The sequence below is a fragment of the Streptomyces sp. DSM 15324 genome (genome assembly GCF_001514285.1).
Lineage (GTDB): Bacteria > Actinomycetota > Actinomycetes > Streptomycetales > Streptomycetaceae > Streptomyces.
On the sequence record NZ_KQ949033.1, the window covers coordinates 207688 to 226130 of the forward strand.

The 18443-nt window shown below is 73.4% G+C and carries 19 protein-coding genes; 13 read left to right on the forward strand and 6 right to left on the reverse strand.

Annotation, left to right across the window (positions count from 1 at the left end; genetic code table 11):
* Positions 1-91: 91 nt before the first annotated feature.
* Complete coding sequence (locus tag AQJ58_RS30745; protein WP_067256042.1) at positions 92-778, forward strand: esterase/lipase family protein; 687 nt, start codon at positions 92-94, stop codon at positions 776-778.
* 111 nt (positions 779-889) lie between these two features.
* Entirely contained in the window at positions 890-1570 is a 681-nt protein-coding gene (locus AQJ58_RS30750) for a class I SAM-dependent methyltransferase (RefSeq protein WP_067256043.1), read from the forward strand.
* Between the two features lie 45 nt (positions 1571-1615).
* Here AQJ58_RS30750 and AQJ58_RS30755 read toward each other — a convergent pair whose 3' ends face one another.
* Together AQJ58_RS30755 and AQJ58_RS30760 are read right to left on the reverse strand one after the other, a co-directional pair.
* Complete coding sequence (locus AQJ58_RS30755) at positions 1616-1990, reverse strand: fic family toxin-antitoxin system, toxin component (RefSeq protein ID WP_067256044.1); 375 nt, start codon at positions 1988-1990, stop codon at positions 1616-1618.
* Positions 1991-1994: 4 nt separating this feature from the next.
* A complete protein-coding gene (locus AQJ58_RS30760) occupies positions 1995-2237 on the reverse strand; it encodes a toxin-antitoxin system, antitoxin component (protein ID WP_067256046.1) in 243 nt (80 codons plus the stop codon).
* Between the two features lie 121 nt (positions 2238-2358).
* Between AQJ58_RS30760 and AQJ58_RS30765 the strand changes: the two genes are divergently transcribed.
* The 8 genes from AQJ58_RS30765 (at position 2359) to mug (ending at position 12098) form a co-directional block, all read left to right on the forward strand.
* Complete coding sequence (locus tag AQJ58_RS30765) at positions 2359-3150, forward strand: ABC transporter ATP-binding protein (protein ID WP_067256047.1); 792 nt, start codon at positions 2359-2361, stop codon at positions 3148-3150.
* Between the two features lie 4 nt (positions 3151-3154).
* Complete coding sequence (locus AQJ58_RS30770; RefSeq protein WP_067256049.1) at positions 3155-5722, forward strand: ABC transporter permease; 2568 nt, start codon at positions 3155-3157, stop codon at positions 5720-5722.
* A 434-nt stretch (positions 5723-6156) separates the two neighbouring features.
* The gene (locus tag AQJ58_RS30775) at positions 6157-6594 is read left to right on the forward strand and encodes a GNAT family N-acetyltransferase (protein WP_067256051.1); all 438 of its coding nucleotides are present in this window, start codon (positions 6157-6159) and stop codon (positions 6592-6594) included.
* A 183-nt stretch (positions 6595-6777) separates the two neighbouring features.
* Complete coding sequence (locus AQJ58_RS30780) at positions 6778-8112, forward strand: hemolysin family protein (protein WP_067256053.1); 1335 nt, start codon at positions 6778-6780, stop codon at positions 8110-8112.
* On the forward strand, positions 8109-9122 hold the full coding sequence (locus AQJ58_RS30785; protein WP_067256055.1) for a hemolysin family protein: 1014 nt from the start codon (positions 8109-8111) through the stop codon (positions 9120-9122). The genes AQJ58_RS30780 and AQJ58_RS30785 overlap by 4 nt, the downstream gene beginning before the upstream one ends.
* Before the next feature lie 81 nt (positions 9123-9203).
* Positions 9204-10031, forward strand: a complete 828-nt coding sequence (locus AQJ58_RS30790; RefSeq protein WP_067256056.1) for an SGNH/GDSL hydrolase family protein — start codon at positions 9204-9206, stop codon at positions 10029-10031.
* A gap of 73 nt (positions 10032-10104) precedes the next feature.
* Positions 10105-11547 (forward strand): adenylosuccinate lyase, encoded by a 1443-nt coding sequence (gene purB / locus AQJ58_RS30795; protein WP_067256058.1) that lies wholly within the window; start codon positions 10105-10107, stop codon positions 11545-11547.
* Between the two features lie 29 nt (positions 11548-11576).
* Complete coding sequence (gene mug / locus AQJ58_RS30800) at positions 11577-12098, forward strand: G/U mismatch-specific DNA glycosylase (protein ID WP_234360348.1); 522 nt, start codon at positions 11577-11579, stop codon at positions 12096-12098.
* Between the two features lie 26 nt (positions 12099-12124).
* On the opposite strand, the gene AQJ58_RS30805 is transcribed toward mug, so the two are convergent.
* Genes AQJ58_RS30805 through AQJ58_RS30815 form a run of 3 tightly spaced genes read right to left on the reverse strand, consistent with a single transcriptional unit; the run spans position 12125 to position 14223 of the window.
* Positions 12125-12499, reverse strand: coding sequence for a hypothetical protein (locus AQJ58_RS30805; protein WP_067256062.1), 375 nt, complete (start codon positions 12497-12499; stop codon positions 12125-12127).
* A 57-nt stretch (positions 12500-12556) separates the two neighbouring features.
* Complete coding sequence (locus AQJ58_RS30810) at positions 12557-13288, reverse strand: ABC transporter permease (protein ID WP_067256064.1); 732 nt, start codon at positions 13286-13288, stop codon at positions 12557-12559.
* Between the two features lie 2 nt (positions 13289-13290).
* Entirely contained in the window at positions 13291-14223 is a 933-nt protein-coding gene (locus AQJ58_RS30815) for an ATP-binding cassette domain-containing protein (RefSeq protein ID WP_067256297.1), read from the reverse strand.
* A 109-nt stretch (positions 14224-14332) separates the two neighbouring features.
* Between AQJ58_RS30815 and AQJ58_RS30820 the strand changes: the two genes are divergently transcribed.
* The 3 genes from AQJ58_RS30820 (at position 14333) to AQJ58_RS30830 (ending at position 17420) form a co-directional block, all read left to right on the forward strand.
* Complete coding sequence (locus AQJ58_RS30820) at positions 14333-15487, forward strand: sensor histidine kinase (RefSeq protein ID WP_067256066.1); 1155 nt, start codon at positions 14333-14335, stop codon at positions 15485-15487.
* Positions 15488-15501: 14 nt separating this feature from the next.
* Entirely contained in the window at positions 15502-16164 is a 663-nt protein-coding gene (locus AQJ58_RS30825) for a response regulator transcription factor (RefSeq protein ID WP_067256068.1), read from the forward strand.
* A gap of 98 nt (positions 16165-16262) precedes the next feature.
* A complete protein-coding gene (locus tag AQJ58_RS30830; RefSeq protein WP_067256070.1) occupies positions 16263-17420 on the forward strand; it encodes an ROK family transcriptional regulator in 1158 nt (385 codons plus the stop codon).
* Between the two features lie 221 nt (positions 17421-17641).
* Here AQJ58_RS30830 and AQJ58_RS30835 read toward each other — a convergent pair whose 3' ends face one another.
* On the reverse strand, positions 17642-18409 hold the full coding sequence (locus AQJ58_RS30835) for a GntR family transcriptional regulator (protein WP_067256072.1): 768 nt from the start codon (positions 18407-18409) through the stop codon (positions 17642-17644).
* Between the last annotated feature and the right edge of the window lie 34 nt (positions 18410-18443).

An 18443-nucleotide genomic window follows, 5' to 3' on the forward strand; every position in this document is an offset into this window, starting at 1 on the left:
CTTGAACAGTAAAGACCGGCGATTTCACCGATGCGGCGCGCGTAGACCCGACCGGACACTCCTGGCGACCCCACCCGTTTCAGGAGGCATCATGCAGCGCTCCAGGCGTCGCATCGCCACGGTCCTCGCGGCCGTGGCCTCTTCGCTCCTTCTGTCGCTCTCGTTCTCCGCCCCCTCCGCCCGGGCGGCGACCCACGACCCCGTCGTCTTCGTGCACGGCATCAGCAGCTCGTCGAGCAGCTGGAACGACTGGGTCGCCGACTTCAAGGCCGACGGCTACACGTCCGCCGAACTGGACGCGTGGACGTACAGCTGGTCCCAGTCGAACGTCACCACGGCCAACCAACTGGCCACCGAGATCAAGAACGTGCTGGCGAGAACCGGCGCGAGCAAGGTCGACCTGGTGGTCCACTCGATGGGCGCCCTCAGCGCCCGCTACTACCTCAAGAACCTCGGCGGCACGTCCTACGTCGACGACTTCGTCTCTGTCGCGGGCGTCAACCACGGTACGTCGGTGGCCGCCCTGTGCAGCTGGCTGTACACCTCGTGCGCCGAGATGGTCACCGGCAGCTCGTTCCTCACCGCGCTCAACGCCGGTGACGAGACGCCGGGCAGCGTGACCTACGGGACGTACTGGTCGAACTGCGACGCGGCCATCGACCCGGACTCCTCGGCGCTGCTGAGCGGGGCCACCAACGTCGGCGTCGGGTGCATCTCGCACGACGCCATGAACAACGACTACGGCGTCTACCAGCAGGTGCGCGACTTCATCCGGTGACCCCGCGGGGACGCACGCGCGTGCGGTGGTGCGCGCGGGCGGGACGGCGGGGGTGCGGCGGCTCCCCGCGGGGGAGAATCCGGGTAGGCCCGTCCTGCCCGGGAGGTCGTCATGCCCCTGCGGTCCGCCAACTCCGGCCGGGTGCCCGGTGACCCCGTGCACCATCCGCTGTTCGCCCGTTGCTACGCCGCGCTCGGTTCGGCGGCGGAGTCCAGGGCCGGCCTCGCCGGGGTGCGGGGCCGGCTGCTCGCCGGGCTCTCCGGCCGGGTCATCGAGATCGGCGCGGGCAGCGGCCTGAACTTCGCGCACTGTCCGTCCGCCGTCTCGGAGGTCGTCGCGATCGAACCGGAGCGCCGGATGCGGACCCTGGCGCGGGAGGCGGCGCTGCGCGCCGGGGTGCCGGTGGACGTGGTGCCCGGGGTGGCGGAGGCGCTGCCGGTCAAGAGCGAGGCGTTCGACGCGGCGGTGGTCTCGCTGGTGCTGTGCAGCGTGCGGGACGTGCCCCGCGCACTGGCCGAGCTGCGGCGCGTGCTGCGGCCCGGCGGCGAACTGCGGTTCCTCGAACACGGCCCCGGCGGCGGCCGGGCGATGCGGGCCACCCAGCGTGCCCTGGACCGCACGGTCTGGCCCTCGCTCGCGGGCGGCTGCCATCTGACCCGGGACGCGATCGGCGCGCTGCGCGAAGCCGGTTTCGAACTCGGCCCGTACCGGCGGCTGTTGCTGCCGGAGAAGGGCCCGAGGTTCCCCTTCTCCTACGCCGTGCTCGGCACGGCCCGCAGGCCCGCCGCCTAGGGCCCGCCTGGGCACGGGCCTGCGACGGTGCGCGACACCCCCGGCTCACAGGCTCCACTCGCGCAGTTCCCGCGCGATGTCGGCGACCGACGCGTCCCCCGTCTTGACCAGGCGGGCCAGATCCCGCACCTGTTCGGGCGAGGTGGCCACCTTCAGACCGCTGGCGACGAGGTAGGCGTAGGCGACCGCGCAGGCGAACAGCGCGTTGGAGCGCTCCAGGGCGGGGACGTGGATGAGGAGTTGGAGCAGCGCGGCGGCGCGGGCCGGCGGGTCGGTGTACACGGGGACGTCGAATATCTCGGCCTGGTGGCGTGCCACGGCGGCGATCAGGGCGCCCCAGTCGGTGACCTGGGGGTCGCCCGGGGTCTGCTGCTCGGCGAGCATGAGGAGCCAGGCGAGATCGATACGGAGATCGCTCAAGGGATCAGCGGCGGCCTTCCGGCACGGTGCCCTCGCGGTCCGCGCCGAATTCCTCGGCGAAGACGTTCTCGTACTGCTTCATGAAGTCGGCAGCGGCCTCCACGAAGGTGTGGCCCACCTCGCCGGCGTCCTGTCTGACCAGCTCCTCGATATAGCGGTTGACGCTCATGCCGCGCGCCGTGGCGCGCTCGCGGGCGGCCTGGGCCGTGCCCTCGTCGACGCGTACGTTCAGCTGGGTCTTCGCCATACCTTCGACGCTAGCGCGGGTGTGCTAGCGCCGGCAAGGGCGCGCCGGACGCGAAAAGAGATACCGAGTGTGCGCCGGGTCACACTAGTCTCGGCACGTCGACGCGAGCGAGGAGGCAGTCTTGTCCACAGCGGCCTTGTCCACCCCCGACGGGATCGCGGCCCGGGCCCACGGTCTGACCAAGGCGTACGGCTCAGGCGAGACGACCGTGCTGGCCCTGGACTCCGTGGACGTGAACATCGCGCGGGGCCGCTTCACCGCGGTCATGGGGCCCTCGGGGTCCGGGAAGTCCACGCTGATGCACTGCCTGGCCGGACTCGACACCGTCTCGGCCGGTCAGGTCTGGCTCGGCGACACGGAGATCACCGGGCTGAAGGAGCGCGAGCTGACCCGGCTCCGGCGGGACCGGATCGGGTTCATGTTCCAGTCGTTCAACCTGATCCCGACGCTGAACGCGGCCGAGAACATCACGCTGCCCATGGACATCGCGGGCCGCAAGCCCGACGAGAAGTGGCTGGACCAGGTCGTCGACACGCTCGGGCTGCGGGAGCGCCTGAAGCACCGGCCGTCCCAGCTCTCCGGCGGCCAGCAGCAACGCGTGGCCTGCGCCCGGGCCCTGGTCTCCCGGCCCGAGCTGATCTTCGCGGACGAACCGACCGGCAACCTGGACTCGCGGGCCGGTCTGGAGGTGCTCGCGTTCCTGCGCCAGGCGGTGGACGAGCTCGGCCAGACGGTCGTCATGGTCACCCATGACCCGAGCGCCGCCGCCCACTCCGACCTGGTCCTCTTCCTGGCGGACGGCCGGATAGTGGACGAGATGGAGCGGCCTACGGCCGATGCGGTGCTCGAACGGATGAAGCGGTTCGACGTCGGCCGCGCGTCCGTCGCGGACGGCGCGTCCGAGGAGGGCTGACCCGGTGCTGAAGGCGACCCTCAGAAGTTTCCTGGCGCACAAGGGACGGCTGCTGCTGTCGGCCCTCGCCGTCGTGCTGTCCGTGGCGTTCGTCGCGGGCAGCCTGATCTTCTCGGACACGGTGACCCGCACCTTCGACCGGCTGTTCGCCTCCACGGCGGCGGACGTGACCGTGGAGCCGAAGGACGACCTGAACTCCAACGTGCCGAGCGGCGCGGTGCAGACGGTCCCGGCCGCGCTCGCCGGCCGGGTCGCACGGGTCGACGGGGTCGCCTCGGCGCACGCGGACGTCAGCGTCGAGAACATCACCGTGGTCGACAGCGACCACCAGTCCGTCGGCCCCACCACCGGCGCCCCCACCATCGCCACCGACTGGTACGTCACCCACCGCAGCCCCGTGAAGCTGACCTCCGGCCACGCCCCGCAGGGCGCCGGGCAGGCCATGCTGGACGCCGACACCGCCGACAAGAAGCACGTGAAGATCGGCGACACGCTCACCGTGATGGCCCAGCCGGGCTCCTTCGACGTCGAGATCGTCGGCATCGCCACCTTCACCACCACCAACCCGGGCGCGGCCCTGGTCTTCCTCGACCCGAAAGTGGCCGCGACCGAGCTGCTGGGTGCGGCGGACAAGGCGACCAGCATCTCGGTCGACGCGGCGTCCGGCGTCTCCGACGCCGTGCTCAAGGACCGCGTCTCGGCCGCGCTGGGCTCCGGGCCGTACGACGTGAAGACCGCCGACGAGCAGGCCAAGTCCTCGGCCGCGTCGCTCGGCGGCTTCCTCGACGTGATCAAGTACGTGATGCTCGGGTTCGCCGGCATCGCCGTCCTGGTCGGTGTCTTCCTGATCGTCAACACGTTCTCGATGCTGATCGCCCAGCGCACCCGTGAGCTGGGGCTGCTGCGCGCGCTCGGTGCCGACCGCCGTCAGGTACGGCGCTCGGTGCTGACGGAGGCGGTGCTGCTCGGGCTCGTGGGCTCCACCCTGGGCCTCGCCGCCGGTATCGGTCTGGCGGCCGGGCTGATCCGGCTGATGAGCGCCTTCGGCATGAACCTGAAGACCACGGAGATGGTCGTCGGCTGGGGGACCCCGGTGGCGGCGTACGTCGTCGGCGTGGGCGTCACCTTCGTGGCCGCCTACCTCCCGGCGCGGCGCGCCGCCACGGTCTCGCCCATGGCGGCCCTCTCGGACGCCGACATCGCCGGGGTGGGCCGGCCGCTGAGGGTGCGCGCGATCGTCGGCGCGGTCGTCGGGGCACTGGGCGCGGCGGCGCTGCTGGGGTGTGCGACCGCCTCGAAGACGGCGTCGGCGGCCTCCCTCCTGGGCCTCGGGGTGGTCCTGACGCTGATCGCCACGGTGATCGCGGGACCGCTGCTGGTCCGGCCGGTGATCCGGGTCCTGGGCGGCGCCTTCCCCGCCCTGTTCGGCCCGGTCGGGCGGATGAGCCAGCGCAACGCGCTGCGCAACCCGCGCCGCACGGGCGCCACCGCCGCCGCGCTGATGGTGGGCCTGGCCCTGGTCGGCGGCATGTCGGTGGCGAGCGCCTCGATGTCGAAGTCCTTCGACCAGCAGATCGACAAGACGCTCGGCGCGGACTACGTGATCCAGAACGCCAACTTCACCCCCTTCTCCCGCGAGGTGACGGACGCGGTCCGCGCGACCGACGGCGTCGGCCTCGTCGTACGGCAGCGGTTCGCGCCCCTCGCCGTACGGCTGCCGGACGGCAAGCGGGTCGAGACGACGGCCTCCGGATACGACGACCGGCTCGACGACGTCGCCCATGTCACCTATGCCCGGGGCGACTCGGCGGCGGCGCTGGCGGACGGCGCGATCGGCATGGACGTGAACTTCGCCGAGGACCACGGGGTGAAGCTGGGCAGCGTGCTCCCGGTGGAGTTCCCCGGCAACCGCACGACCTCGCTGAAGGTGGGCGCGCTCACCGACCAGGACACCTCCGAGGGCTTCGGCATGGAGGGCGGGCTGTTCCTCGGGATGGGGACCGTCCAGAAGTACGTGCCCGACGGCCAGGACTCCGCGCTGTACGTGAACGCGGCGCCCGGCACCGGCGCGGAGCAGCTGCGGCCCCGCCTGGAGAAGACGCTCGACGCGTATCCGCAGGTCCAGGTACGCGACCAGGCCGACTACAAGAAGCTGGTCCACGACCAGATCGCCGTCCTGCTCTACCTCGTGTACGCCCTCCTCGGCCTCGCGATCGTCATCGCGGTGCTCGGCGTGGTCAACACCCTCGCGCTGTCGGTGGTGGAGCGCACCCGGGAGATCGGACTGCTGCGCGCGATCGGACTCGGGCGGCGTCAGCTACGGCGCATGATCCGGCTCGAGTCGGTGGTGATCGCGGTCTTCGGGGCGGTCCTCGGGCTGGCGCTGGGCCTGGTGTGGGGCGTCTGCATCCAGCAGGTCCTCGCCCTCCAGGGCATGAAGGCCCTCGCCGTCCCCTGGGGCACGATCGTCGCGGTCGTCATCGGCTCGGCGGTGGTCGGCGTGGTGGCCGCCCTGCTGCCCGCCCTGCGGGCCTCCCGCATGAACGTACTGGCGGCCATCGCCCACGACTAGGACCCCGGCACCGGTGCCGGCGGGGGGCGGCGCTCGGGCGCACTCCCCGAGCGGCTCCACTCGGGGAGTGCGCCCGATCCTGCCGGGGCGGGCGCGCCCCCCGCAGAGCCGCGCGGAGGTCGGCGGCGGTGTGCCCGGTCCGCAGGTGCCCCGGGTCGCGTCCTGCTCCGGGGGAAGGCGGCGGCGGTGGGCGGGGCGGCGGCAAGGGCGGGCAGCTGCCGGAAGTCCTGCTGGTCGGTCACGGAGTGGCCGGGCAGCCGGGGCGGGGTCGCGTGGTCCGTCCGGCCGCTGACACGCGGCGTGGCTCTCCGGCGTCGGGCCGGGAGCGCGGTCGCGGAGACCGTCGAGCCTCGACCGGCTCGCACGCCGTTCCCGTGCCCGTCCGGATCGTGGAATTCCGCACCCGCCCCGCATGCCCGTGGTGGGATCGCCGCATGTCTGAGCTGCGCATACGGGCCGCGACGCCCGACGATCTGGACACCGTTCTGGCCTTCTGGAAGGCCGCCGCCGAGGGGACGAGCATCAGCGACGACCACGCCGGCGTGCAGCGGCTGGTCGCCCGGGACCCCGAGGCGCTGCTGCTGGCCGAGCAGAACGCCGAGCTGGTGGGCACGGTGATCGCCGGGTTCGACGGCTGGCGGTGCCACCTGTACCGGCTGGCGGTGCATCCGCAGCGGCGCCGTCAGGGCATCGGCTCGGCGCTGCTCGCCGCCGCCGAGGAACGGTTCGTACGGCTCGGCGGGCGGCGCGGGGACGCGATGGTGCTCAACCGGAACGCGACGGCGCACCATGCGTGGCGCGCGGCGGGGTACGCGCCGGAGGAGAAGTGGCGGCGCTGGGTGAAGCCGTTCGCCGACCGGCCGGCTCCCTGACCGTCACCCCCGTCCGGGGGACTTTGCTGATCCTTTACCATTGGGGGACCGTACGACAGCGTGCGGTCCCCTGCGACTTCCCGAAAGGTGTGAGTGTCCGCCCATGGGCGAGCCTCCCCGTAGCCGTGCGCGACATCGCGCGATCCTCCCTGCCCTGCCGGACCATGGGACGGAGGTGAACCGATGACGGAAGTGCTCCTGCTGCTGGTGGCGATCCTGCTGTCCCTCGCCTGCGGTGCCTTCGTGGCCGCCGAGTTCTCGCTGACCACGGTCGAGCGCAGCGAGCTGGAACGGGCGGCGGAGCGCGGTGAGCGCGGCGCCTCGGGCGCGCTCAAAGCCGTACGGAACCTCACCTTCCAGCTCTCCGGCGCACAGCTCGGCATCACCGTGACCAACCTGGTCGTCGGCATGCTCGCCGAGCCGTCGATCGCCGCGCTGATCGCGGGTCCGCTGCAGTCGGCGGGCCTGTCGGACGCGACGGCGAGTTCACTGGCGCTCGTCCTGGGGACGGCGCTGTCGACGGTCTTCCTGATGGTCGTCGGCGAGCTGGTGCCGAAGAACTGGGCCATCTCCTCGCCGCTGCCCGTGGCCAAGACCGTGGGCAACGGGCAGCGCTGGTTCAGCTCCGCCTTCCGGCCCTTCATCTCCCATCTCAACAACACCGCGAACCACGTCGTACGCCGCCTCGGCGTGGAGCCCACCGAGGAACTGGCCGCCGCGCGCGGCCCCCAGGAGCTGGCCGCCCTGGCCCGCCACTCGGCGCGCGAGGGCGCGTTGGAGGCGGACACCGCCGAACTGTTCGTGCGCACCCTGAACCTGGCCGACCTGACCGCGGAGAACGTGATGACCCCGCGGGTCCAGGTCATCTCCCTGGACGCCCTGGCGACCTGCGAGGACGTGGCGAACGCGACCCGGGCCACGGGCCTGTCCCGCTTCCCCGTCCACCGCGGCGGCCTGGACGCCGTCGTCGGGACCGTGCACATCAAGGACGCCCTGGCGATCCCCGCCGGGCGGCGACTGCACGTCCCCGTCTCGGAGATCATGCGCGAGCCGCTGCTGGTCCCCGAGTCACTGACCGTGGACCGGCTGCTGGACCGGCTGTCCGGCAAGCGGACGATGGCCGTGGTCATCGACGAGTACGGCGGCACGGCGGGCGTGGCGACCCTGGAGGACATCGTCGAGGAGGTCGTGGGCGAGGTCCGCGACGAGCACGACCCGCACGAGACGCCCGACCTGGCCCCCGCGGGCACCGACGACGACGGCCGGGCGCTGTACTCGGCCGACGGCGCCGCCCGGATGGACCAGCTCGCACGGGTGGGCCTGCACGCCCCCGAGGGGCCGTACGAGACGCTCGCCGGCCTCGTCGCCACCGAGCTGGGCCGGATACCGGCCGTCGGTGACGGTGTGGAGGTCGCCGGCTGGCGCATGGACGTGGTCGACGCGTCCGGCCGCCGCGCCGCCCGCGTCCTGCTGCACGCCCCGCTCGCCGAGACCCCCGTGGAAGGAGCGGACCAGTGACCGCCGTACAGCTGCTGATCGCCCTGGCGACCCTGGTCGTGAACGCCTTCTTCGTCGGCGCGGAGTTCGCGCTGATCTCCGTCCGGCGCGCGCAGATCGAGCCGTACGCCGAACAGGGCGACCGGCGCGCCAGGAGCGTGCTGTGGGGCCTCCAGCACGTGTCCGCGCTGATGGCCGCGGCACAGCTCGGCATCACCCTGTGCACGCTGATCCTCGGTGTGGTCGCCGAACCGGCGATCGCGCACCTGCTGGAGCCGGTGTTCCACGCGATCGGCGTGCCCGAGGGCGCCGGACACGCCGTGTCCTTCGTGATCGCGCTGGTACTGGCCACGTATCTGCACATGCTGCTCGGCGAGATGGTCCCGAAGAACATCGCGCTCGCCGAGCCGGTGCGCAGCGCGCTGCTGCTCGGCCCGCCGCTGGTCACGCTGTCGCGGGCGCTGCGCCCGGTGATCTTCGCGATCAACGCGTTCGCCAACGCCCTGCTGAAGCTGCTGCGGATCGAGACCAAGGACGAGGTCGCGGCGGCCTTCTCGGACGCCCAGCTGGCCCAGATCGTCAAGGACGCGGGCGCGGCGGGCCTCATCGACGACCGTGCGCAGGAGCGTCTGCACGACGCCCTGGAGCTGGGCCGCCGTCCGGTGCGCGATGTCGTCCTGCCGCTGGAGCGGGTCGTCCACGCACGCGTGGGCGTCACCCCGGAGGAGCTGGAGGCGCTGGCCGCCGAGTCGGGGTTCTCCCGGTTCCCGGTGGTGGACGAGGGGCGCCGGATCATCGGCTACCTGCATGTGAAGGACGCGCTGGACGCCTCGCCCCGGAACGAGCCGTTCCGGCTGCGGGACATGCGGCCCATCGCGCGCGTGCGGGAGACGACGCCCCTGGACGACGTCCTGACCGCGATGCGCGGCAGCCGTACGCATCTGGCGGCCGTGCTCGGCGCGGACGGCCGGCCGGCCGGGCTGGTGACGATGGAGGACGTGCTGCGCGAGCTGTTCGGCCAGACCGCGTGAGACGGGCGGGGCCCGCGACCGCGGTCCGGGCAGGGGTGACCGACTGCCGGGTATGGGCCTCGGGCTACCATCTGTGTCGCCATGCAGACGAACCCCACACACACCAGCCTGGTCGCGGTCGGCGACTCCTTCACCGAGGGCATGTCGGACCTGCTGCCCGACGGCTCCTACCGGGGCTGGGCAGACCTCCTGGCGGGCCGGATGGCGGCCCGCACCCCGGGCTTCCGGTACGCCAACCTGGCGGTGCGCGGCAAGCTGATCGGGCAGATCGTCCAGGAGCAGGTGGGCGTGGCGGCCGCGATGGACGCCGATGTGATCACCCTGGTCGGCGGCCTGAATGACACCCTGCGCCCCAAGTGCGACATGGGTATGGTCAAGGGGCTGCTCACGGAGGCGGTGGAACGGCTCGCCCCGGCCTGCAAGCAGCTGGTGCTGATGCGCAGTCCCGGGCGCCAGGGTCCCGTCCTTGAGCGGTTCCGGCCGCGCATGGAGGAGCTGTTCGACTGTGTCGACGGCCTCGCCGAGCGGCACGGCGCGCTGGTCGTGGACCTGTACGGCGCCCCCTCGCTCTCCGACCCGCGGCTGTGGGACGTCGACCGGCTGCACCTGGCGCCCGAGGGCCACCGCCGGGTCGCCGAGGCGGTCTGGCAGACGCTCGGCTACCCCGCCGAGGACACGGAGTGGCGCACCCCGGTCCCCGCGACGGTGCCGCCCGGCTGGGCCGCCCGCCGGGCCGCCGACGCCCGGTTCGCCAGGCAGCACCTGATCCCGTGGATCGGCCGCCGCCTGACCGGCCGCTCCTCCGGCGACGGCCGCCCGGCGAAGCGCCCCGAGCTGCTGCCGTACGAGGGGTCCGCCCAGGAAAACCCCGGCCGGCCCCCGGTCCGCGCCCGACGACACCTCGCGTGACGCCCGTCTCGTAGGATCCGCCGAACGGGACCGTGGCGCTGGCCTGCACGAATCGCCAGTAGAATCCGTACACGTGACTTCTGCGCCCGCCAAGCCCCGCATCCCGAACGTCCTCGCCGGACGGTACGCCTCCGCCGAGCTCGCCACGCTCTGGTCGCCCGAGCAGAAGGTGAAGCTGGAGCGTCAGCTCTGGCTCGCCGTGCTGCGCGCCCAGAAGGACCTCGGGATCGAGGTGCCGGACGCGGCGATCGCCGACTACGAGCGTGTCCTCGACACCGTCGACCTGGCCTCCATCGCCGACCGCGAGAAGGTCACGCGGCACGACGTGAAGGCCCGGATCGAGGAGTTCAACGACCTCGCCGGGCACGAGCAGGTCCACAAGGGCATGACGTCCCGCGACCTCACGGAGAACGTCGAGCAGCTCCAGATCCGTCTGTCGCTGGAGCTGATCCGCGACCGCGCGGTCGCGGTGCTGGCGCGCCTGGGCAAGCTGGCCGGCGAGTACGGCGAGCTGGTCATGGCCGGCCGCTCGCACAACGTGGCCGCGCAGGCCACCACCCTCGGCAAGCGCTTCGCGACGGCCGCCGACGAGCTGCTCGTGGCGTACGGCCGCGTCGAGGAACTGCTCGGCCGCTACCCGCTGCGCGGGATCAAGGGCCCGGTCGGGACGGCGCAGGACATGCTGGACCTGCTGGGCGGTGACGCGGGCAAGCTCGCCGAGCTGGAGGACCGGATCGCCGGTCACCTGGGCTTCTCGCAGGCCTTCACCTCGGTGGGCCAGGTCTACCCGCGCTCGCTGGACTACGAGGTCGTGACCACGCTGGTGCAGCTCGCCGCCGCGCCGTCCTCGCTCGCGAAGACGATCCGGCTGATGGCGGGCCACGAGCTGGTGACCGAGGGCTTCAAACCCGGCCAGGTCGGCTCCTCGGCGATGCCGCACAAGATGAACACCCGCTCCTGCGAGCGCGTCAACGGCCTGATGGTCATCCTGCGCGGTTACGCGTCGATGACCGGTGAGCTGGCGGGCGACCAGTGGAACGAGGGCGACGTGTCCTGCTCGGTGGTGCGCCGGGTGGCCCTGCCGGACGCGTTCTTCGCGCTGGACGGTCTGCTGGAGACGTTCCTGACGGTGCTGGACGAGTTCGGCGCCTTCCCCGCGGTCGTGGCCCGGGAGCTGGACCGCTACCTGCCGTTCCTCGCCACCACCAAGGTGCTGATGGGCGCGGTGCGCGCGGGCGTGGGCCGTGAGCTCGCGCACGAGGCGATCAAGGAGAACGCCGTCGCCTCCGCCCTCGCGATGCGCGAGCAGGGCGCCGAGCGCAACGAGCTGCTGGACAAGCTGGCCGCCGACGAGCGCCTTCCGCTCGACCGCGCCGCGCTGGACGCGCTGATGTCCGACAAGCTGTCCTTCACGGGCGCGGCGGCGGCGCAGGTCGGCGTGGTCGTCGGCCGGATCGAGGAGATCGTGAAGCAGCGTCCCGAGGCGGCCGGTTACACCCCCGGGGCGATCCTCTGACACCCTCGCCCCGCTTCACCCAGGCGGAGTTGGAGGCCGCCCGCGACCGTCTCGTACCGGACGTCGTCGCGGGCGGTCTGCGCGTGCTGTTCTGCGGGATCAACCCGGGGCTGATGACCGCCGCGACCGGTCACCACTTCGCCCGTCCGGGCAACCGCTTCTGGCCGGTGCTGCACCTGTCCGGGTTCACGCCGAGGCTGCTGAGGCCGGCGGAGCAGGCGGAGCTGCTCACGTACGGTCTCGGGATCACGAACGTGGTGGCGCGGGCGACCGCGCGGGCCGACGAGCTGAGCGCCGAGGAGTACCGCGAGGGCGGGCGGCTGCTGACGGAGAAGGTGACCCGGCTGGCGCCCCGCTGGCTGGCGGTGGTCGGGGTGACCGCCTACCGGGCCGCCTTCGAGGACCGGAAGGCCGCGGTGGGGCCGCAGGAGCGGGTGATCGGGCGGACACGGGTATGGGTGCTGCCGAACCCCAGCGGACTCAACGCCCACTGGACGGCGGCGACGATGGCGCAGGAGTTCGCCCGGCTGCGGGTGGCGGCGCAGGACTGAGCGGTGGTCCGGGCGCTGAGCGGTGATCAGGGCGGGTCGGTCTCGGTGACGACGAGAAGGAGCTCTATCTCGTCGTCCTGATCGAGGTCGGCGACGCCCAGGGCTAGCCAGCGGCCGTGGTCCGCGGTCTGCCACAGGTACACGTCGGCGACGCGCAGGCTGAGGCCGGCCCAGGGCTCGGGTATCTCCTCGGCCGCGGTCCGCAGCCGGACCGTCTGGAGGCCCAGGTGCTCCGGCTCGCCCCAGCTGCGCGTCAGTTCCCCGGCCAGGTCCTCCCTCTGCTCGTGGAACCGCACCGCCTCCGCGACCCGCACCGCGGCGTCCGCCGCCCTGAGACCATGGCTGGTCGCTAAGGCGGCGGTGCGGTCGCCGGGTCCGGCGAGCAACCTCTCGATGTCCATCGGTCCAGTAAAGCGGCGACCACTGACAATTGGTGGCCCGTCAGTCCCGCACTCCGCTCACGCGTCCCGGCGCCGCAGCCGCCAGGCACCCGCAAGGACCGCGGCCGCCGCCCACAGCGCCGTCACCGCGAGCCCCTCTCCAGGCCCGAGGATGCCGTCCCAGCTGCTGTGGAGCGCCACCTGGCCGGCCCGGTCGGGCAGGAAGTCGGCGGCGTTGCCGGACAGGTCACCGACGACGAAGGACACGACGAGGAGGAACGGGACCAGGATGCCGAGCGCCCCCGTTCCGCTGCGCAGGACCGTCGTCAGTCCGGCGGCCAGCAGGGCCATCAGCATCAGGTAGAGAGCGCAGCCGGCCACCGCGCGCAGGCCCTCGGCCGCGCCCGGGGCGTCCGCCCGGTCGCCCCGCAGCGCGCCGCCCACCGCCAGGGTCGTCGCTCCCGTGAGCAGGCCGACGGCCAGGACCGGCAGCGCGACCGCCGTCAGTTTGGCGGCGAACCAGCGGCCCCGCCGCGGTACGGCGGCCAGCGACACCCGCAGCGCGCCGCCCTGGAACTCGGCGGACACGGCCGTCGCGGCGAAGGCGACCGCCGCGATCTGACCGAAGCTCACGCCGAAGAACGCGGAGAAGAGGGGATCGGAGGCCGAGCCCTCGGTGTCGGCGCCGGCGAGCGCCGAGAACACCACCGTGGCGAGCAGGACCGCGCACAGGGCACCCGTCTGCGACCGCAACGTACGGATCTTGATCCACTCGGAGTGGAGTACGGGAGTGAAGTCCGACAGGGTCATGGTCAGGCCTCCTGGTGCCGACGGGGCAGGGCCGCGGCGAACTCCGCGTCGCCGGCGGTGAGGTCGAGGTAGGCCTGCTCCAGCGTGCCTTCCTCCGTGGTCAGTTCGAGCAGGGGGATCCCGGCCGCGGAGAGCAGCGGGCCGATGTCGTCCACCCGCGTGTGGGACACGGTCCAGTGGCCTTCCGGGTGCTGCACGGCCTCGTGGCCGTGCCGGGCCAGTGCGGTCCGCAGGGCGGTGGGGTCCGTCGTACGGATGCGGACGCGGGGGCGCACGCGTGCGTCGATGAATTCCCGCATCGGGGTGTCGGCCAGGAGTCGGCCCCGGCCGAGGACGACGAGGTGGTCGGCGAAGGACGCGGTCTCGTTCATCAGGTGGCTGGAGACCAGCACCGTGCGGCCCTCGGCGGCCAGGGCGCGCAGCAGTCCGCGGATCCAGACGATGCCCTCGGGGTCGAGGCCGTTGGACGGCTCGTCGAGCAGGACGACGTCGGGGTCGCCGAGCAGGGCGGCGGCGATGCCGAGGCGCTGGCGCATGCCCAGCGAGTACGTCCGCACCCGTCGGCGGGCGGCCGGGGCGAGGCCGGTCTCCGCCAGGACCTCGTCCACCCGGCGGGCGGGGACGCGGTTGCTCGCGGCGAGCGCGAGGAGGTGGTCGCGGCCGGTGCGGGAGCCGTGCGCCGCCTGGGCGTCGAGCAGGGCGCCGACCCGGCGCAAGGGGTCGGTGAGGGTGACGTAGGGGCGGCCGCCGACGGTGGCGGTCCCGGAGGTCGCCCGGTCGAGGCCGAGGACGAGGCGCAGCGTGGTGGACTTGCCGGCGCCGTTGGGGCCGAGGAAGCCCGTCACCCGGCCGGGCAGGACCCGGAAGGTGAGGCGGTCGACGGCGCGCCGCGTGCCGTACTCCTTGGTGAGGTCGTGGACGTCGATGCTGGTCATGACCACGACTCTGGCCGCCGGCCGGGGTGCCGGGCCTCCCCCGGGCGGGGAGAGCGTCTCCCCCGCCCGGGGGAGGCCCGTTGTCAGTAGGGCCTGGCAGGCTGTGCGCATGGGCCGCGCACTGCGCCCGCTGCTGCGGGGGACGACGTACACACGACTGCTGCACCTGTGGGTGCCGATGCTGGTCGTGAGCGTCTGGATGTTCATCGACCCGTCCCGGCCGTGGATGCCCGCGCTGCTCCTCGTCCCGGTCGGGCTGATCCCGGGGGTGCGCAGGGGCGAGGGCGTCCAGGCCAGGCTGCTGCTCCTGCCGGGCGAGGCCGGCTCCGGTCTCTCGGTGGCCCCGTCCGCGACCTGGCGCGACCGGCTGCGCACGGTGGTGTGGCTCGAAGTGCGCCTGCTGCTGGGCGCGGTGACGACGGCGGCGTGCGTCTGGCTGCCCGTCCTCTGCTACGAACTGATCCGCGCCGCCCTCGGACATCCGGGCGGCGACCTGCCGCTCGTGCGGGACGCGCCCGGCCACTGGGCCTGGTCGCTCCTCGCTCCCCTGCCCCTCGTCGTGCTGTACGGCGTGGTGGTCGGCCTCGGCCGGGTGGTCACCGCGGCCGGCCGGGCCCTGCTCGGCCCCTCCGCCACCGAGCGGCTCGCCGCCCTGGAGGAGCGGACCGAGCAGTTGCTGGAGCGCACCCGGATCGCACGGGAGCTGCACGACTCCATCGGGCACGCGCTGACGGTGGCGGTGGTGCAGGCGGGCGCTGCGCGGGCGGCCGACGACGCGGAGTTCACCCGCCGGGCGCTGGCGGCGATCGAGGACACGGGGCGATCGGCGCTGGCGGACCTGGAGCGGGTGCTCGGGGTGCTGCGCGAGGCCGGGCGTCCGGTGGGCGGCAGACCCACGCTCGCCGAGGCCGGCCGGCTCCTGGAGTCCGCGCGGGTGTCCGGGGCGACGGTCGACGCCGAGCTGAGCGGCCCGCTGGACACCGTGCCGGGGCCGGTGTCCCGGGAGGGCTACCGGATCCTCCAGGAGGCGCTGACCAATGTGCTGCGGCACGCGGGCGCCGTCCCGGTGCGGGTCCGGGTGGGCGTCGCGACGGACACCCTGCGTCTTCAGGTGCGCAATCCGCTGCCGACCGGCATACCGGGCCCCGGGCGGGGCAGCGGGCTGCGCGGGATCCGTGAGCGGGCGGCCCTGCTCGGGGGCCACGCCTGGACCGGGCCGGACGGGGGCGACTGGGAGGTGCGTGCGGAGCTGCCGCTGCGCTGATCTACGCTGGCCGGATGCCGGTGACCGTACTCCTCGTCGACGACGAACCCCTGGTCCGTGCCGGTCTGCGGGCCGTCCTGGAGGCGCAGGGCGACATCGAGGTCGTGGGCGAGGCGGCGGACGGGGCCGCGGTGATCCCGCTGGTGCGGCGGCTGCGGCCGGACGTGGTCGCCATGGACGTCCGGATGCCGCTGCTGGACGGCATCGAGGCCACCCGGGCGCTGCTGCGGACGGTGGACGGGCCGCCGAAGATCCTGGTCGTGACGACCTTCGAGAACGACGAGTACGTGTACGAGGCGCTGCGGGCGGGCGCGGCCGGGTTCCTGCTGAAGCGGGCCCGGCCCGCCGAGATCGTGCACGCCGTGCGGCTGGTCGCCGAGGGTGAGTCGCTGCTGTTCCCGGCGTCGGTGCGGCGGCTGGCCGCCGAGTACGGCGAGGCGGGCGGCGACCGCGCGGCCCGCGACACCCTGGAGCGGGCCCGGCTGACCGAGCGGGAGGCCGAGGTGCTGCGGCTGATGACGCGCGGCCTGTCGAACGCGGAGATCGCCGGGCAGCTGGTGGTGGGCACCGAGACGGTGAAGTCGCACGTGAGCGCGGTGCTGGCGAAGCTGGGGGTGCGGGACCGCGTCCAGGCGGTGATCACGGCGTACGAGTCGGGCTTCGTGACACCCGGTTGAGACGGTGTGCGACGGCATCGGTACGGATTCCGCACTCGCCCGGCTCGTCCCCGCCGAGTACGATCCGCCCAACACGCGCACGAGCTGGAGGACGGACGGTGGGGCGGCTGACCGGCGGGGATCCCTCGCTGTTGCGCAGGATCAACTCCGCGGTGGTGCTGCACGCGCTGCGTGCCGCGGACTGCGCGACGCTCACGGAGATCACCCGGGTGACCGGGCTGTCCCGGCCGACCGTCGAGGGAGTCGTCGAGGATCTCATCGGGGCGGGACTCGTCGTGGAGACGGCGGCCGACGAGAGTGTCGCCCGGCGGCAGGGACGGCCGGCACGGCGGTTCCGCTTCCGCGCGGAGGCCGGGCATCTGCTGGGCCTGGAGATCGGCCCGCACCGGGTGGCGGCGCTGCTCGCCGACCTGGACGGACGGCTGCTGGGTTCGCAGGCCAAGGACGTCGACGAGGCGGCGTCCGCGGACGAGCGGCTGGAGCGGCTGCGGGCCGCGGTCGCCGAACTGCTGCGCCGGGCGGGTGTGCCACGGGACTCCCTGCGGGCGGTCGGGGTCGCCACCCCCGGGATCGTCGAGGCGGACGGGACGGTGCGGCTGGGTACGGCGCTGCCCGAGTGGACGGGACTGCGGCTGGGCGACCGGCTGAGCCGTTCCTTCAAGTGCCCGGTGCTGGTGGAGAACGACGCCAACGCGGCTGCCGTGGCCGAGCACTGGAAGGGGTCGGCCACCGAGTCCGACGACGTGGTGTTCGTGCTGGCCGGGCTGAGCCCGGGCGCCGGGTCGCTGATCGGCGGGCGGCTGCACCGGGGGTACGGCGGGGCGGCCGGGGAGATCGGGGCACTGCACCTGCTGGGGCGTGAGGTGACGCCGGAGACCCTGCTGTCCACGACGGGCGAGCCGCTGCACCCGCTGGACGAGCAGGCGGTGGCCAAGGTGTTCGCCCGGGCCCGTGAGGGCGAGGAGCAGGCGCGGGCGGCCGTGGACCGGTTCATCCAGCGGCTCGTCCACGACGTGGCGGCGCTGGTGCTCGCCCTCGATCCGGAGCTGGTCGTCGTCGGCGGCTGGGCGGCCGGGATCGACGGCGTACTGGAGCCGCTGCGGCGGGAGTTGGCGCGCTACTGCCTGCGGCCGCCCCGGGTGGCGCTGTCGATCCTGGGCGAGGCGGCGGTGGCGACGGGGGCGCTGCGGCTGGCGCTGGACCATGTCGAGGAGCAACTGTTCGCCGTGGAGGGGACGGTGACGGCCCGCAGGTGAGGGCGCCGGCTTCCGGGACGTGCCTGTCCGTGACGTATCTCTCCGTGACGTATCTGTCCCTGCCACACCCATCCGGGACGCACCCGCTCGTGACGTACCCATCCGGGACGCACCCGTCCGGGACGTAGTCCCTGCGTGCCGGACCGCTGCCTCCGTGACGGGACGTCAGCCGGGGAACGCGACGCGCCCCGGAGCGGGCTCCGGGGCGCGGGGCGCGGGCGTCAGGAGGCCCGGCGCTCCGGTTGCGGGCCGTGGTGGATCTCCACGCCGCCCGAGGCGCCGAACGTCAGGCGACACGTGTCAGCGCGATACGTGGCGACGGACAGGGCGGCGGTACGGCCTCCCGCGAAGAAGCGGGTGGTGACGACGAGGACGGGGGCGCCGGGCAGCCGGTCGAGCTCCTTGGCGTCGTCGGCGCGGGCCGAGCCCAGCTCCACGGAGCGGTCCTGGCCCTGGAGGTCCAGGTGCTGCAGTTCGCGCAGCACCGCCCGCGCGCGGGCCGCCTCGGACGGGGTGTCGATCGCGCTCAGGTCGGGCAGAGAGGCGGCCGGGACGTAGAGCAGTTCGGCGGCGACCGGCTGGCCCCGGGAGACGCGCGAGCGGCGCACCACGTGCACGGCCTGGTCGCGCGGGGTCTCCAGGGTGGTGGCGACGGCGGCGGGCGGGACCGCGAGGGCGCAGTCGACGCAGCTCCAGGCTTCGTCCGCGCTGTCCGGCCAGCCCTGGCGCTCCGACCCGACGGCGACCCCCATCCGGGGCGGCGCGACGGTCGTGCCTACGCCGCGGCGGCGCTGGAGCCGGCCTTCGAGTTCGAGCTGCTCCAGGGCCTGGCGCAGCGTCGCACGGGCGACACCGAAGCGGGCGGCCAGTTCGCGCTCGTTCGGCAGGATCTCGCCGACGGAGAACTCGGAGTCGAGCGCCTCGCTGAGCACGGTCTTGAGCTGCCAGTACTTCGGCTCCGGCACCGATTCCAGTTGCGTGGTCCCCACCCTGTCCTCCGCAATCGCCGTGGTCCGGCTGGCG